Annotated in this window: 16 protein-coding genes; 11 read left to right on the plus strand and 5 right to left on the minus strand. The window is 66.3% G+C overall.

The features are described from left to right. Positions 1–192 precede the first annotated feature (192 nt). The 3 genes from ACT26F_RS04150 (at position 193) to ACT26F_RS04160 (ending at position 1,885) form a co-directional block, all read left to right on the plus strand. Positions 193–681 carry a transposase gene (locus ACT26F_RS04150; RefSeq protein ID WP_286928612.1) on the plus strand — a complete coding sequence of 163 codons (489 nt, stop codon included), beginning with the start codon at positions 193–195 and terminating at the stop codon, positions 679–681. A 430-nt stretch (positions 682–1,111) separates the two neighbouring features. Beyond that, positions 1,112–1,528 (plus strand): pyridoxamine 5'-phosphate oxidase family protein, encoded by a 417-nt coding sequence (locus tag ACT26F_RS04155; protein ID WP_286928614.1) that lies wholly within the window; start codon positions 1,112–1,114, stop codon positions 1,526–1,528. A gap of 234 nt (positions 1,529–1,762) precedes the next feature. Beyond that, positions 1,763–1,885 carry a hypothetical protein gene (locus ACT26F_RS04160; RefSeq protein WP_286928615.1) on the plus strand — a complete coding sequence of 41 codons (123 nt, stop codon included), beginning with the start codon at positions 1,763–1,765 and terminating at the stop codon, positions 1,883–1,885. Between the two features lie 283 nt (positions 1,886–2,168). Here ACT26F_RS04160 and ACT26F_RS04165 read toward each other — a convergent pair whose 3' ends face one another. Next, positions 2,169–3,209, minus strand: a complete 1,041-nt coding sequence (locus ACT26F_RS04165; protein WP_471669227.1) for a YfcC family protein — start codon at positions 3,207–3,209, stop codon at positions 2,169–2,171. Between ACT26F_RS04165 and ACT26F_RS04170 the strand changes: the two genes are divergently transcribed. Both ACT26F_RS04170 and ACT26F_RS04175 read left to right on the plus strand, forming a co-directional pair. Next, positions 3,175–4,926 (plus strand): glycosyl hydrolase family 65 domain-containing protein, encoded by a 1,752-nt coding sequence (locus ACT26F_RS04170; RefSeq protein WP_471669229.1) that lies wholly within the window; start codon positions 3,175–3,177, stop codon positions 4,924–4,926. The two genes, ACT26F_RS04165 and ACT26F_RS04170, sit on opposite strands and share 35 nt — an antisense overlap. A 79-nt stretch (positions 4,927–5,005) precedes the next feature. Beyond that, positions 5,006–5,569: a class I SAM-dependent methyltransferase gene (locus tag ACT26F_RS04175; RefSeq protein ID WP_471669230.1), complete on the plus strand. Its 564-nt coding sequence runs from the start codon at positions 5,006–5,008 to the stop codon at positions 5,567–5,569. A 110-nt stretch (positions 5,570–5,679) separates the two neighbouring features. Here the strand turns inward: ACT26F_RS04175 and ACT26F_RS04180 are convergent, their stop codons facing one another. The 4 genes from ACT26F_RS04180 to ACT26F_RS04195 form a co-directional block, all read right to left on the minus strand. After that, positions 5,680–5,985, minus strand: coding sequence for a hypothetical protein (locus tag ACT26F_RS04180; RefSeq protein WP_471669231.1), 306 nt, complete (start codon positions 5,983–5,985; stop codon positions 5,680–5,682). Then, on the minus strand, positions 5,982–6,227 hold the full coding sequence (locus tag ACT26F_RS04185) for a YgaP family membrane protein (protein WP_087623256.1): 246 nt from the start codon (positions 6,225–6,227) through the stop codon (positions 5,982–5,984). The genes ACT26F_RS04180 and ACT26F_RS04185 overlap by 4 nt, the downstream gene beginning before the upstream one ends. Positions 6,228–6,405: 178 nt before the next feature. After that, the gene (locus ACT26F_RS04190; RefSeq protein WP_471669232.1) at positions 6,406–6,705 is read right to left on the minus strand and encodes a hypothetical protein; all 300 of its coding nucleotides are present in this window, start codon (positions 6,703–6,705) and stop codon (positions 6,406–6,408) included. Positions 6,706–7,041: 336 nt separating this feature from the next. Next, positions 7,042–7,242: an SHOCT domain-containing protein gene (locus tag ACT26F_RS04195; protein WP_471669233.1), complete on the minus strand. Its 201-nt coding sequence runs from the start codon at positions 7,240–7,242 to the stop codon at positions 7,042–7,044. A 201-nt stretch (positions 7,243–7,443) separates the two neighbouring features. Between ACT26F_RS04195 and ACT26F_RS04200 the strand changes: the two genes are divergently transcribed. The 6 genes from ACT26F_RS04200 (at position 7,444) to ACT26F_RS04225 (ending at position 15,138) form a co-directional block, all read left to right on the plus strand. Further along, on the plus strand, positions 7,444–8,211 hold the full coding sequence (locus ACT26F_RS04200; RefSeq protein WP_471669234.1) for a response regulator: 768 nt from the start codon (positions 7,444–7,446) through the stop codon (positions 8,209–8,211). 62 nt (positions 8,212–8,273) lie between these two features. After that, a complete protein-coding gene (locus tag ACT26F_RS04205) occupies positions 8,274–9,332 on the plus strand; it encodes a sensor histidine kinase (protein ID WP_471669235.1) in 1,059 nt (352 codons plus the stop codon). Between the two features lie 260 nt (positions 9,333–9,592). Beyond that, the gene (locus ACT26F_RS04210) at positions 9,593–9,877 is read left to right on the plus strand and encodes a metal-sensitive transcriptional regulator (protein ID WP_087625510.1); all 285 of its coding nucleotides are present in this window, start codon (positions 9,593–9,595) and stop codon (positions 9,875–9,877) included. Positions 9,878–9,903: 26 nt separating this feature from the next. Continuing rightward, on the plus strand, positions 9,904–10,287 hold the full coding sequence (locus ACT26F_RS04215; RefSeq protein WP_343286128.1) for a heavy-metal-associated domain-containing protein: 384 nt from the start codon (positions 9,904–9,906) through the stop codon (positions 10,285–10,287). Positions 10,288–10,339: 52 nt separating this feature from the next. Further along, the gene (locus ACT26F_RS04220) at positions 10,340–12,685 is read left to right on the plus strand and encodes a heavy metal translocating P-type ATPase (RefSeq protein WP_471669236.1); all 2,346 of its coding nucleotides are present in this window, start codon (positions 10,340–10,342) and stop codon (positions 12,683–12,685) included. Beyond that, positions 12,682–15,138, plus strand: a complete 2,457-nt coding sequence (locus ACT26F_RS04225; RefSeq protein WP_471669237.1) for a heavy metal translocating P-type ATPase — start codon at positions 12,682–12,684, stop codon at positions 15,136–15,138. The genes ACT26F_RS04220 and ACT26F_RS04225 overlap by 4 nt, the downstream gene beginning before the upstream one ends. Positions 15,139–15,145: the final 7 nt, after the last annotated feature.

Here is a 15,145-nt window from a genome sequence, read left to right on the forward strand (position 1 = left end):
GACTCATGCTCGCACTCGGTTACCTATACGGGTCGCGTTTCTGTGCCGTGATCGTCGAGTCCGGTGGACCGGGGTGGGTCAAACTCCTGGTCATGCTCTTCTTCTGGAACTCCCTGAAGTTCATCTGGGTCGCGATATTCGGAATGCGACGAGTAACGCTGGCTGTCGCGCGTGCCGGCCATCGGACATTGCGTGGAGGTCCTCGTCTCGACGCCCATTCTGCTGGACACTTCAGATCGCGGCCATGGCGGCGGACAGCGAGTTCACGGCGGTCGTGCGTCGGCTCGGGTGCCTGCGCGGGGTCTCGACCCTGACCGGGTTCGCTCTGGCGGTCGAGATCGGCGACTGGGACAGTTCACTGGCAACACCATCGGATCGTTCGTCGGTTTGGTGCCCTCGGAGTTCTCCTCTGGCCGGTCACGGGTCCAGGGCCCGATCACCAAGGCCGGTAACACTCACGTCCGGCGGCTGCTTGTCGAATCGGCCTGGCACCATAAAGCTCGTTATGCGCCGGGCAAGGCTGGCCCGGCAGCCCGGGTGCGCGGTGACGAGGGAAACCGGCGCCTCCACGCCCGCTGGGTCCGGTTCACCGAGCGCCGCAAACGCCATGTCGTGGCCAACGTCGCCATCGCCCGCGAACTGGCCGGCTGGTGCTGGTCCTTGGCCGTCATGAAGGAGTAGACCGGCCACCTCAAGCTGGCTTCGTCGACAACAGTTCGGTGGTGGCAGCGTGAGGAGTGATCCGCGCAAACAACTATGAGCAGCCGGGCACTGCCGCTCGGTGACGCTCGTTTCTAGACACGCGGTCCACTCCTGCCGAACAACCGTCCTGCGGTACCCAACCCGCGCATATCGGTCTGACCGCGCGTCGCCAACGACACGCTCACCACCGGCCAGTCCACGAAGCCAAGAGGGGCCCGACGCGGCGATATCCAGGTCGGGCGCCTCGCTCTGCCACTTGACAGGAGGGACCTACCTATCAGTCATGACGTGGAAGCTCCCTGAGGAGCCTGAATTCCGGATCGGCTTGCGGTTGCGGATCATGCGAGTATGGGTGGGCTGGACCGTGCGTTTATGTGTCGCATCACCTCGAGCGAAAGGGGACCCTCGGATGACGAACGCCGCGAGAGGTTCCATCACCACGCTCTCGGAGGCTGAGTGCCGTGCGAGGCTCCAGACGACGACGGTTGGGCATATTGCTTTCGTCAATGAAGAGGGTCAGCAACTCATACCCGTCAACTTTGCTGTGCTCGATGGTGCGATCTACATGCGGACCTTTCCTGACAGCGTGCTCTCGGTGCTTGCACAAGGCCATCCCGACGTGGCTTTCGGCGTCGGCCACGACGACGTATTCCGGGTGGGCTGGAACGTCACCGTCCGAGGCGAGGCGTCCGGGGTCGACGACGCCGCTACCGTTGAGAGAGTGATGGAACGCCTTCATCCTTGGGCAGGGGGCTCACGGCCGCTGGTCATCAAGGTGACGCTTGACTCCATCGCCGGGCGGCGCGTCTCCGCCGTTGAGCCGTGAAGGATTAGGGCTGGAGGGTCTGTCGTGTCGTCAATGATCGCTGTCGGTGATGCCTTGGGCACCGCGACCGGGTTCGAACGCCGGGGGACTCGTGCGCGTACCGATACAGCCGAGTCAGCGACTTCGAGCCGACCGGGAGATTCCCGGTCACCGCGCAAATTACGTACAACGTGGGTGAGCATGAGAGCGATGATGAGGCTGGCCATATACTCGCCGACGGCCAGAGTCGCCACCATGGCGATCACGGCCAAAATGTCCAGCCCTCCAATGTCCCGCCATCAGGTCGCGGAGCAGGTCGACCGCCGTCACGACGATGACAATCCCGATGACGACGAAAGCCGTCACCGCGAGCACTGAGTTCTCCCCGAGCACCCAGAATCCCACCCCGAGGGCAAGACCGGCGAGGACGAACACGGTCAGGACCCGCTGCCGCAGGAACGACATGGAGTCACGCATGCGAATGCCTTCCAAATTGGATCCCCGTGCGCGGGCACATTCTTCGGTCTTCGGGACGCCCAACTTCCCGACGACATCATCTCACTACGCGATGTCGGGACCCTCGATACGCGACGCGGCGGCGCTGCGGAGGCAGCGACTACCTGCGCTTGGTCTCCGCCTCGGTTGCTGGCCAGACCCGCCGTCAACTGACGGCCGAACCGATGCTGATCAGCACCAGGCACGCGACGAAGAGGATCCCGAGCAGAGGACCCACGAATCGCAGCCACTGGTCGTAGCGCACCTTGGCGAGAGCGAGCCCGCCCATGACGACCGCGGAAGTAGGGGTGATCAGGTTGACCAGCCCTGAAGCGGATTGGTAAGCGGTGATCACCATCGCCCGGGAGACGCCGGCGAAATCACCCAGCGGGGCAAGGATTGGAATGGCCAGCGCGGCGTGCCCGGACGTGGAGGGAACCAGGAAGGCCAGGGGAATGTTGACCACGAACACCAAGGCGCCGAACACCCAGGAGGAGGTGTCGCTGACGAGGCTTTCCATGGAGTTCAGGACGGTGTCGGTGATCTCGGCGTTGTTCATGATCACGGTGACACCGCGGGCAAGGACGATGATCAGACCGACACCGATGAACTCCCCGGCCCCCCGTACCAGGGTGTCGGCGATCTGCTTCTCACCGAGCCTGCCGATGAGACCGACGACGAGCGACATCATCAGGAACAGGGCGGCCAGTTCGGGGAAGTACCAGTCCAGTTGCCAGGGGTAGCTCTCTGCATCGGTGCCTTCGATGATCTGGGCCCACGGCACCAGGGAGAAGATCATGAAGACAAAGGTCAGAGCGACGATGCCGAGCACGGTTTTGTGTGTGCCTTCGAGTGGCCCGACGTCGCCGATCCCCGCCCGCGCGATCTCGTAATCGCCTCGGGCTGGAACGGTCTTGGAGGTGGCAGGGTCGGCCTTGACCCTGCGGGCGTAGCGCAGAACGAACCAGACGCCGACCGGGACCAAGATCAGATACATGACGAGACGGAAGACGATGCCGTCCCCGATGGAGATGCCGGCAGCATCGGACGCGACGCCGGTGGCGAACGGGTTGACTGTGGAGGCGAGCACGCCGATGGTCGCACCGACCAGGATCGTCGCTGCGGCGACCATGCGGTCGTAGCCCAGGCTCAGCATGAGGGGGACCACCAGCGTGGAGGTCGAAACCACCCAGAGCCAGATCCGCATCGCCACCGCTGTCCGGACCACGGTGACGGGCGGAGCTGCCACCGATCCAATGACCGCCGAGGAGGATTGGGCGGCGCACCGGTTCGAGTTGGCTCTTGAGGACGGGGTGCCGGTCACGGTGGTCAAGACCGTGGCGATCTTCACCTCCCGGGACCGGGCGATCGCATCGCCGCGGCTGGCGGCTCTGGATGAGCTGACCTGGGCTCCGGGTGGGCTCGACGACCTGCTGCCTGACCACGAGGCGGCATGGCAACGGCTCTGGGACCGTTTCGCGATCGAGCTCGAGGCCGATCGACAGACCCAGTTGACATTGAATCTGCACGTGTTCCACCTGTTGCAGTCGCTGTCCCCGCACACCGCCGACATCGACGCCGGGGTGCCGGCCCGGGGCCTACACGGCGAGGGCTACCGGGGGCATGTGTTCTGGGACGAGTTGTTCGTGCTGCCGGTGCTGACACCGCACATGCCTTGGGTGACCCGCGCGCTGCTCGATTATCGGCTTCGGCGTCTCGACGCTGCTCGCCGCGCCGCCAGCGTCGCCGGGCTGGCCGGAGCGATGTTCCCGTGGCAGAGCGGCAGCGACGGCCGAGAAGAGACGCCACACCAGCTGTACAACCTGCGCTCGGGTCGGTGGATGCCCGACAACTCCCGACGCCAACGCCACGTGGGGCTCGCGATCGCTTACAACGCCTGGCAGTACTACGACGCCACCGGCGACGTCGCTTGGCTGGCCCATCGCGGCGCGGACCTGATCATCGAGGCGGTCCGTCTGTTCAGCAGCCTGGCCACTTACGACGACGACAACGATCGCTACCACATTGCCGGGGCGATGGGCCCCGACGAGTATCACGACGGGTATCCCGACGCCCCGGGAAAAGGACTGCGGGACAACGCCTACACGAACGTGCTCGCTGCTTGGTTGTGTCGACGCGCCCTGGACATCTTGGACCTGACCGCCGCGCACGACTGCGACGAACTGCGCACCCGACTCGACATCGGGTCCGACGAGCCAGACCGGTGGGAGCACCTCGGTCGCCGTCTCGCCGTCCCGTTCCATGACGGGGTGATCAGCCAGTTCTGCGGCTACGAAGCCTTGGCCGAGCTGGATTGGGACCACTATCGGGACACCTACGGCAACATCGGCCGGCTCGACCTGATCCTGGAGGCCGAGGGAGACGCGACCAACGGCTACAAGCTCGCAAAGCAGGCCGACGTGCTCATGCTCGTCTACCTCCTCGGCCCCGATGGGCTCGTGGAGATGCTGCAACATCTGGGCTATCGCGCCCAACCCCACCTCGTCGAGGACACGGTGGACTACTACCTGGCACGCACCGCGCACGGCTCCACGCTGAGCCGCGTAGCGCACGCGTCCGTTCTGGCTCGCATGGATCCCGTCCGAGGCTGGCGCACCTTCCGCGAGGCGTTGACCGCCGACCTGGACGACACCCAGGGCGGCACCACAAGGGAAGGGATCCATCTCGGGGCCATGGCCGGGACCATCGACATCATCACCCGCGCCTTCGCCGGCATGCGCAGCGAGGAAGACGAGCTCGTGTTCGATCCGCGTCTGCCCGACGGTCTGGGATCTGCACGCTTCACCGTGGTCCATCGTGGCCAGCGGCTGCGGGTGACGGTCACCCCGGACCGGGTGCAGGTGAAACCGGACCAACGTGCCACCACCGGCAGATCCTCGTCAGGGCAGAAGGCACGAACCTGACCGTGAACGCAGGCCAGCACGTGCTCGGGCGTGATGCCATGTCTGATCGACACCGCGCCTTCGAAAGGAGGACTCGACGGTGAACCTGCTGCATCGTCTCTACTGCCGGTCCCGGTTCTGGCGATGGCACGTGGGTGTACTGCTGCCCTGGGCGCTGGAGGGGATCGAACTCGAGCGAGCGGCGGTGTTGGAGCTCGGCCCGGGCCCAGGGCTGACAACGGACTGGCTGTTGCCGCGCGTGGGCTCGCTGACCTGCGTCGAGAACGACGAGGGTGCTGCCACTGCACTGGCGCGACGGCACCCAAGCGTGAACGTGGGCCACGGCGACGCGACGGCACTGCCGTTCGCGCCGGGCTCATTCGATGCGGTCGTCTGCTTCACGATGTTGCACCACCTACCTTCGGCAGCGGCGCAGGACCGCCTGTACGCCGAGGCCGCCAGGGTCCTTCGCCCGCGTGGAATCTTCGCGGGCTCAGACAACCGATCAGGTCCCCTGTTCGCGCTGGCGCACATCGGTGACACCTTCACTGTGGTCGAGCCGGAGCGGCTATCGGCACGGCTGGAAGTCGCCGGGTTCGGTGAGGTCGAGATTGGCGCCCGACCTGACGCCTTCCGGTTCCGGGCGCGACTCAGAGCGCGTTGACCGCGGGCGGGGAGCGGCGTCGACCTGTGCCCGGCAGCGGTGCCCCGTCCCGATGTCGTGCTGCGGCTCATATCGGCTGACGTCCCTCACATGCGGTCTGGAGGCTCGCGTCACTTGTGGTCGTGCCCGCCGGGCATGACGAACATCATGGCCGCCATCATCGCGGTGCACAGGAGCGCGGCAACGACCAGGTTGGTACCCGCAACACCGGTCAGGAACAGCAGGCCGGCGATGAGCAACATAGGAACGCAGCAGATGATCATCATCAAACCGTGACCACGATGTGTCCCGTGGCCGACGCTGTCGGACTCGTGCCCGCCTTGGTGGGTCTCGGAAGTGGGCGAGGTCTCCCGCGGATGGTGCCCCGCGTGCCCATCGCCGCGCGCACCGTGATCCATGCCGTTTGGCGTACTCATGATGTTCTTCCTTTCAGGGAGGCGGGCATGTGCCCGAGTTTGGCGTACAGCGGGCAGTGTCCGAGCGCTCCGGTGACGATGAGGTCGAGGCCTGCCGCCACCAACAGCAGTTCGAGGACGACAGCCCAGGTGGATGAGGCGCCGGCCAGCAGCACGATTCCGGCAACGGTGCCGAGCGTTCCGACGACCACTCGAGCGACGCGTTCGGCAGGGGTGATGTTGATGCTCCACCGCTTACTCATGATCTCCTCCAATTCTTGGTCGACCGCCGATGTCCGTTCCAATTCGATGTTCTCGCCGCGCGATAAAGGTGACCGGCGTTGTCTCGTGAAGGTTCGTTGAAGAAGCGCTCGGGGGGGGGTGCCATGTCGACCGTTGGGTTTCCGGGTCACGCAGCAGCTGGCGTCGTGGCGAGGGTCGTCAGCCGTGGTGACCCTCGTGCTCGTCCGGAACAACGGTCCGAACGGGAACACGGTCCTGGTCGCCGTTGCTGATGGCGGGGCCGATGACGAAGGCCGAGAGGGAGAACATCAGCGCGAACACACCCAACGCGAGAGCGGGCGCCTTCCACGAGTCGAATCGTCGATGGAGTCGTCGCAGCATCGGTATGGAGAAGATCAGTCCGATGACGGCGAACAGCACGTTGCCGGTCGCGCCGGTCACCAGTACTGCTCCGCCGAGAAGGCCGACGTGGTGCAGCAGGTGGGGGAGCAGGCCCATGATGGCGCCGACAAGCGCGGTTAGTGCGTTCCATGCAGTCCCGAAGACGCCCACGTGCTTGTCAGATTCAGCCGGAGCGAGTTCCTCCGAGTTGAGCTCACGATCCGGGACCTGGCGTGCGGGCATCGTTAGTCGTTCGTCCAGTAGGACAGCGTGGTCATCATGCCGGTCTCGGCGTCGTGAATGTCGTGGCATGGTGGGTCGTCCCCTGGCTCGGGTTGCGGCTTCGAAGTTCACTTCCAAGGCCCGCCATCGGGCACGATGGCGACGATCGGACCTGGGTCTTCATGGCACGCCGTCGATCCCGTTGCGGCGACAAGACGGTGGGTGGTTCTCCTACCGCTGTGAGGTGCGCAGCACGGTGCTGCGGGCGTGGTACTCGTCCTCGTTGATCTCGCCGCGAGCGAACCGCTCATTAAGGATCTGCATCGGGTCACTCCGATCCGAAGGGGATGCATCAGAGCTCTGGGTGCCGCGGAAGATCGCGATCACTGCAACGATCACCAACGCCCAGAACGCGACCATGGCCAGGGTCATGAGGATCCAACCGACCCATCCCGTGCCGTCGTGATACCAACCCATCATCGTGCTCAGCTCCTTCCTCGGGCCTCGTACTCTCAATGATCGACCCGGCACTACGGCGACATAGTGGTCTTCGTGTGAAGGTTCGCTGAAGGATGGGCCGCCCGCGGTGCTGATCTGGGCTGGTAGGGCAGATGGACTGCCATCATGTCGGGTATGGGCGAGGACGTGATCAACGGAACGGTCGGCTCATCGGCGGGAGGTGCCGCGGGGGTTCGTCCCCCGACGGGCCTGCGGGCGATGGTCGTCGAGGACGAGACGCACCTTGCGGGGGTCATCGGCAGCTACCTCGAACGCGAAGGCCTGGAGGTGGCTGTGGTCCACGACGGTCTGGAGGCATTGGAAGTCGCTCGAACCGTCGATCCGGATGTGGTGGTGCTGGACTTGGGTCTGCCGAGTCTGGACGGTGTGGAGGTCTGTCGGCAACTGCGCACATTCTCCGATGCCTATGTGGTGATGCTGACGGCGCGCAGTGAGGAGGTCGACACCTTGATCGGACTCTCGGTGGGGGCGGACGATTACATGACCAAACCCTTCAGCCCTCGGATCTTGATGGCCCGGATCCAGGCACTGTTGCGCCGACCTCGGAAGCCGGATGGGGCAGACGACCACGTGGAAGGGGCCCGGACCTTCGGTGCGTTGGTCGTCGATCCACTGGGGCGAGACGTCTGGCTCGAGGGGGAACCGGTGTCGTTGACGCGCACCGAGTTCGACCTCCTGACCGCTCTCTCCGACCACCCGCAGATGGCATTCAGCCGCCGGCAACTCATCGACACCGTCTGGGGTCCCACCTGGGTCGGCGACGAACACCTGGTCGACGTCCACGTCGGACACTTGCGGCGCAAACTCAACGACGACGCCAGCCAGGCCCGATTCATCCGGACCGTCCGTGGAGTCGGCTACCGGATGGGCACCGGCCAGTGACCGACCGCCGAGCTCGCGTGGACACGACCCGTGTCCGCTCTCGGTTCGCCGCTCGGCTCTTGGTGGCCCAAGCCCTGGTGCTCGTGGCCGGGGCCCTGACCACGTGGCTCGTGGCTTCCGTCGTGGGCCCCGGCATCTTCAGCGACCACCTGCAACAGGCCGGTGACGAACACACCGCCGAGCAGATCCGCCATGTGGAAGAGGCCTTCGCCTCCGCGCTGGTTCTGTCCATCTCTCTCGCGCTGATCGCCTCGGTGCTCGCAGCGCTGGCCGTCTCCTGGTACTTCAGCCGCCGGGTTCAGCGTTCGATCAGCGACGTCGCGGCGGCGGCGGCACAGGTCGCTGCCGGCCGGTACGGCGCCCGGGTGCCCGACCCGGGACTGGGTGAGGAGTTCGCCTCGCTCGCACTGACCTACAACCGCCTCGCCGAGAAACTCGAAGCGACGGAGTCGACCCGCCGCAGCATGCTGGCCGACCTGGCCCACGAGATGCGCACCCCCTTGGCCACGATCGACGCCCATCTCGAGGCCGTCGAGGACGGCATCCGGTACCTCGATGACGACACCTTGGGCGTCATCCGAGGCTCGACAGGCCGACTGCGGCGCTTGGCCGAGGACATGACCGCCGTCTCGCGAGCGGAGGAAGGGCTCGACGTCACGCTGCGACCCGTGCCTGCAGCGGATGCTGCTGCGGCGGCCATCGAGGCCGCACGTGACCGGTTCGCAACCAAGGGGGTTCACCTGCTCAGCGAACTCGCCGACGCCGGCCAGGTCTGCCTTGACTCCGACAGATTCGGACAGGTGCTCGGCAACCTGCTCGACAACGCTCTGCGCCACACTCCGACGGGCGGGACCGTGACCCTGGACTGTCGCCGCATCGATAACTGGGTGCAGTACCGCGTCAGCGACACGGGCCAGGGGGTGGCGGCAGAGCACCTGCCGCACTTGTTCGACCGGTTCTACCGCGCCGACAGCGCCCGCGACCGCGGCCACGGTGGCTCTGGCATCGGTCTGGCGATCGCCAAGGCGCTCGTGGAGGCACAAGGCGGTGGCATCTCGGTGATCAGTTCCGGGCCCGAGAGCGGCACGACGTTCACGTTGCGCTTTCCCTGCCTCAAGTAACTCGTCCGCGCGGACTGAACGGTCCGGATCTTCAGCGAAACATCACAGAACCTCGCGGTCTTTCACCTACTGCCCTGGTCATCATGGCCGTGTTCAACACCGACTCGGTGAACGACATCAGCGTCTGACAGGGCAGGAAGCGGCGAACATGAAGGTTCGACGAAGTTCTCTTCGCGGCCGTGCTTTTCATTACCCGGTGGGGGTATCGTCAGTGGCGAAGACCGATACCCCCGAGGGGTATCCTCCGAAGGAGTTTCGCGATGGCCGTTGAACCGGGATACATCACCGAGAAGCAGGCTGTCCTCGCCAGGCTGCGTCGCGTTGAGGGTCAGGTGCGCGGCCTGCAGCGGCTGGTGGACGAGGAGCAGTACTGCATCGACATCCTCACCCAGTTGTCGGCGGCCACGAAGGCTCTCGAAGGCGTGGCGCTGCTACTGCTGGACCAGCATCTCGAGCACTGCCTGACGCACCCCACCGACCCTGCCGAGGCCCAGCAGAAGCTCAACGAGGCCTCCGCAGCGATCCGGCGACTCGTCCGCTCATGATCGATCCATCAAACGAAGGAGCACCCATGTCCGTGTCAGACGACAGCCGCAATCTACAACTGCTCGACTCCTCCGTCGGCGACGGCGGAGGGTGCGGCTGCGGGGGATGCGGCTGCGGATCCAACACCCAGTCCGACAGTTCGACCGACACCACCACTGAGGCGATCACCATCGCCGCGCCGAAGGAGAGCGACATGACCACCAACACCTACGCCGTCACCGGAATGACCTGCGGCCACTGCGCCAGCGCCGTCACCGGCGAACTCAAGAGCCTCGACGGAGTCACCGACGTCACCGTCGACCTCGTCGCCGGCGGTACCTCGACAGTCACCGTCGCGAGCGCCGAGCCACTCGACCAGACCCAGGTCGCCGCCGCCCTCGACGAGGCCGGCGACTACCAACTCGCCTGAGGACCGAAACCCTCACGCGCATCCCGATTCAATCCAGGCAGGAGACACAGTCATGGCACAACCAACCCCTACGGTCGACGCGCTGCACGACGTCGAGCTCGCCATCGGCGGGATGACCTGTGCCTCCTGCGCCGCGCGGATCGAAAAGAAGCTGAACAAGGTCGAGGGTGTGTCGGCCACGGTCAACTACGCCACCGAAAAGGCCAAGGTCAGTTATCCGACGACGCTCACCCCTGCCGATCTTGTCAGCGTGGTGGAGGCCACCGGGTACACCGCGACCGTGCCCACTCAGGCGGCCAGCGGTGACGACCCTTCGACCGACGCGCAGACGGACCACCGGGATCTGGAGGCCGCGAGCTGGCGACAGCGCCTGATCGTCTCAACCGTGCTCTCCGTCCCGGTCCTGGCGATGTCGATGATTCCGGCGTTGCAGTTCGACAACTGGCAGTGGATCTCACTGACGCTGGCCTCACCCGTGGTCGTCTGGGGGGCGGCCCCGTTCCACCGTGCCGCGGTGACCAACGCGCGCCACGGCGCGGCGACCATGGACACCCTCATTTCCGTCGGAGTCACCGCCGCGTGGCTCTGGTCGTTGTGGGCGCTGCTGTTCACCCACGCCGGGATGACTGGCATGCGGATGCCGTTCGACCTCTTCCCGGATGGTGAAGCTGACGTCCACATCTACCTGGAGGTCGCGGCGGCGGTGACCACCTTCATCATTGCGGGCCGCTACTTCGAGGCTCGAGCCAAGCGCCAGTCTGGAGCGGCTTTACGCGCCCTGCTCGACATGGGCGCCAAGGACGTTGCCGTCCTGCGCGGCGGCACGGAGGTGCGCGTGCCGGTGGGCCAACTTGAGGTCGGCGACCGGTTCCTGGTGCGCCCGGGCGAGAAGATCGCCACCGATGGCGTCGTCGAGGACGGTACATCGGCAATCGACGCGTCCATGCTCACGGGCGAGTCGGTCCCCGTCGAGGTCGGGCCCGGTGATGTCGTCGTGGGCGCCACGGTGAACGCCGGCGGACGTCTGGTGGTCCGGGCCGCCCGCGTCGGAGCCGACACCCAACTCGCCCAGATGGCACGGCTGGTCGAGGACGCCCAGAACGGCAAGGCGCAGGTCCAGCGACTCGCCGACCGTGTCTCGGCCGTATTCGTGCCCATCGTGCTCGTGCTCTCCTTGGTCACGCTCACCGCTTGGCTGCTGACTGGTCACAGCGTCACCGCCGCATTCACCGCCGCGGTGGCGGTGCTGATCATCGCCTGCCCCTGCGCCCTCGGTCTCGCGACCCCCACCGCACTGCTCGTCGGGACCGGCCGCGGTGCCCAACTCGGCGTGCTCATCAAGGGCCCGGAGGTGCTCGAGTCCACTCGGGTGGTCGACACGATCGTCCTGGACAAGACCGGCACCGTGACCACCGGAAGGATGGAACTGGTCGATGTGGTCCCCGCCGATGGTGTGAACAGTGCCGATCTGCTCCGGCTGGTCGGTGCCCTCGAGAACGCCTCGGAACACCCCATCGGTCAGGCCATTGCCACCGGGGCCAGCCAACGACTCGAGTCGCAGCTGCCCGATGTCGAGGGATTCTCCTCGACCCAAGGCCTCGGCGTCGCCGGGGTGGTCGACGGCCACGCGGTCGTGGCCGGCCGCCCCGGCTGGCTGGCCCGAGAGTGGAACCAACCCCTCGACGCGAGCCTGGCGGGAGTGGTCGAGGCCGCGGAACAGCAAGGCCGGACCGTGATCGCCGCTGGCTGGGACGGAGCGGCCCGCGGGGTCGTCGTGGTCTCCGACGCGATCAAGCCCACGAGTGCGCAGGCCGTGGCCGAGCTCAAGGAGCTGGGACTCGAGCCGATTCTGCTCACCGGTGACAACGAACGCGCTGCCCGTGCCGTCGCCGCCGAGGTGGGCATCGAGCAGGTGATCGCCGAGGTCCTCCCCGCTGAGAAGGTCGCCACTGTCGAGCGTTTGCAGCGCGAGGGCCGCACGGTCGCCATGGTGGGAGACGGCGTCAACGACGCCGCGGCACTGGCCACCTCCAACCTGGGCATCGCCATGGGCACCGGCACCGACGCCGCCATCGAGGCTTCCGACCTCACTCTCGTTCGCGGCGACCTGCGCGCCGCCGTTGACGCGATCCGGCTCTCTCGGCGCACGCTGCGGACCATCAAGAGCAACCTGTTCTGGGCCTTCGCCTACAACGTTGCGGCGCTGCCCCTGGCCGCGCTCGGTCTGCTCAACCCGCTGATCGCCGGCGCTGCCATGGCGTTCTCCTCGGTGTTCGTCGTGTCGAACAGTTTGCGACTGCGGCGCTTCCAGCCCGTCTCGACGCAGACAGCCGAGACGTCGCACGCTCGCCTTGACTCAAGCAAGACCAACCTTTCCCATGTGGAGGCAGGACGATGACGACGCACCAGCACACGAGCGGCCACCGCGACCATCACGCGCAGCGTGACGGGGGTACCACCGCCATCATCGAGGTCTCTGGGGTCCAGTGGGCGTCCAGCAAGAACGTCGCCGAAGCGATGCTGTCGCGCCGGCCCGGGGTGCTCTCCGTCGATGCCAACCCGGTCGCCCAGACGGCCACCGTCACCTATGACCCGAAGCGCACCAGCGTGAGCGATCTGCGGGACTGGGTGCGCGAATGCGGATTCCACTGCGCGGGACAGTCGGTTCCCAATCATGTGTGCGATCCGATGCTCGAGCCTGGCCGTGACGAGCACGCCGAGCACCACCACGAGCTCCAGCACGACGGTCACGACGCGGGCAGCAGCCACGCAGGCGCGGCTTCGCCGATCTCGTCACCGCATGATGCGATGGGCCACGGCGGTCACGGGACGATGTCGATGGCTGACATGGTTCGCGAAATGCGCAACCGATTCCTGGTCGCCCTGCTGCTCGCGGTACCCATCACGCTGTATTCGCCGATGGGGCGGGACATGCTCGGCTTCGACGCGGCCGCTCCGTTCGGGATGCGCGATGACATCTTCGCCTTGATCCTGTCCCTGCCGGTGATCTTCTACTCGGCCTGGATCTTCTTCGACGGCGCCTGGCGGGCGCTCCGGGCCAAGACGCTGGACATGATGGTGCTGGTGGCCGTGGCCGTCGGAGCCGGCTGGCTGTACTCCCTCGGAGTCACCGTCACTGGGGGCGGTGAGGTCTTCTACGAGGCCGTTGTCATGCTCACCGTGTTCGTGTTGCTCGGCCATTGGTTCGAGATGCGGGCACGAGGCGGCGCCAATGACGCGATCCGTACGTTGCTTGACCTGGCTCCACCGTTGGCGGTCGTTCTCCGCGACGACGAACCGGTCGAAGTTCCCACCTCCGAGGTCGAGGTCGATGACCTTCTCCTGATCCGGCCGGGGGCGAAGATCGCCACTGACGGCACCGTCGAAGAGGGCGAGTCGGAGGTCGACGAGTCCATGGTCACCGGCGAGAGCCTCCCGGTGCACAAGGGGCCCGGCGATCGGGTCATCGGCGCCACCATCAACGCCAGCGGCACCATCCGGGTACGCGCCACCAAGGTGGGCGCTGACACCGCTTTGGCACAGATCGTCGCGCTGGTGCAGCAGGCGCAGAACTCCAAAGCGCCGGGACAGCGACTCGCGGACCGGGCCGCATTTTGGCTCGTCCTGGTCGCACTGGTCGGTGGAGTCGGCACCTTCCTGGTCTGGCTCGCTGCCGGCGCAAGCGTGCAGACTGCGCTGCTGTTCGCCATCACCGTGGTCGTGATCACCTGCCCCGATGCCCTCGGACTCGCCACGCCGACAGCGATCATGGTCGGCTCCGGCCTCGGCGCGAAGCGCGGGATCCTGTTCAAGAACGCCACCGCCATCGAGAGCTCCGCGCGCGTCGACACCGTCGTCTTCGACAAGACCGGCACCCTCACCAAGGGGGAGCCCGAGGTCACGGACGTCATTGTCGACTTCGATCGCGATCGGGTCCTGGCGCTCGCGGGCGCACTCGAACGAGAGTCCGAACATCCTCTCGCTCAGGCCGTCGTGCGCCACGTCGATGCAACCGATGTGCCGCGCTTGCGCGCCACCGGATTCCGCAACGTCACGGGCATCGGCGCCCTCGCCGAGGTCGACGGCCACCAGATCGCCATCGGCAACCGTCGCCTCATGGAATCCGAAGCGATCACCATCGGTGACCTGGGTGCTCAGCGCGACGAGATCGCCGCCGGCGGCCGCACGGCGGTGTTCGTTGCCGTCGATGATCGGGTCGTCGCGGTGATCGGCATCGCCGACGCGGTCCGCGAGACGTCCGCCGCCGCGATCTCCGCACTTCACGAGGCAGGCATCAGGGTCGCCATGCTCACCGGCGACAACCGTGCGACCGCCGAGCGGATCGCCGAGGAGTTGGGCATCGACGACGTCATCGCGGACGTCCTGCCCGAGGACAAGGCACACCAGGTCAAGCAACTGCAGGCGCAGGGGCGCACCGTGGCGATGGTCGGTGACGGAGTCAACGACTCGCCTTCTCTCGTGCAGGCAGACGTCGGCATCGCGGTTGGCGCGGGTACCGACGTCGCGATCGACGCCGCAGACGTCGTTCTCATGAGGTCGGACCCGCTGGACGTCCCCGTGGCGCTGACGATCGGCCGAGGCACACTGCGCAAGATGCGTCAGAATCTCGGTTGGGCGGTGGGATACAACGCGATCGCGCTACCCATCGCGGCAGGTGTCTTCCAACCGTCCTTCGGCCTGGTCCTGAGGCCCGAGGTCGCCGCCTTGTCGATGTCCGGCTCCAGCTTGCTGGTGGCAGTCAACGCGCTGCTGCTCAAGCGACTGCGGTTGCCCGGACAGCAGCCCGAGAACGATCCCACCCAGCGTTCGGAGATGCAGCGGGCGTCCTGAGAGAGCT

The sequence above is a fragment of the Aeromicrobium sp. SP1 genome, from assembly GCF_055663785.1.

Coding starts and splice junctions, on each gene's coding strand:
- ACT26F_RS04160 (WP_286928615.1), top strand. CDS start 1,763: ATGGCGATCACGGCCAAAATGTCCAGCCCTCCAATGTCCCGCCATCAG.
- ACT26F_RS04215 (WP_343286128.1), top strand. CDS start 9,904: ATGTCCGTGTCAGACGACAGCCGCAATCTACAACTGCTCGACTCCTCC.
- ACT26F_RS04180 (WP_471669231.1), bottom strand. CDS start 5,985: ATGAGTACGCCAAACGGCATGGATCACGGTGCGCGCGGCGATGGGCAC.
- ACT26F_RS04220 (WP_471669236.1), top strand. CDS start 10,340: ATGGCACAACCAACCCCTACGGTCGACGCGCTGCACGACGTCGAGCTC.
- ACT26F_RS04190 (WP_471669232.1), bottom strand. CDS start 6,705: ATGGGCCTGCTCCCCCACCTGCTGCACCACGTCGGCCTTCTCGGCGGA.
- ACT26F_RS04185 (WP_087623256.1), bottom strand. CDS start 6,227: ATGAGTAAGCGGTGGAGCATCAACATCACCCCTGCCGAACGCGTCGCT.
- ACT26F_RS04225 (WP_471669237.1), top strand. CDS start 12,682: ATGACGACGCACCAGCACACGAGCGGCCACCGCGACCATCACGCGCAG.
- ACT26F_RS04210 (WP_087625510.1), top strand. CDS start 9,593: ATGGCCGTTGAACCGGGATACATCACCGAGAAGCAGGCTGTCCTCGCC.
- ACT26F_RS04165 (WP_471669227.1), bottom strand. CDS start 3,209: ATGCGGATCTGGCTCTGGGTGGTTTCGACCTCCACGCTGGTGGTCCCC.
- ACT26F_RS04195 (WP_471669233.1), bottom strand. CDS start 7,242: ATGACCCTGGCCATGGTCGCGTTCTGGGCGTTGGTGATCGTTGCAGTG.
- ACT26F_RS04200 (WP_471669234.1), top strand. CDS start 7,444: ATGGGCGAGGACGTGATCAACGGAACGGTCGGCTCATCGGCGGGAGGT.
- ACT26F_RS04155 (WP_286928614.1), top strand. CDS start 1,112: ATGACGAACGCCGCGAGAGGTTCCATCACCACGCTCTCGGAGGCTGAG.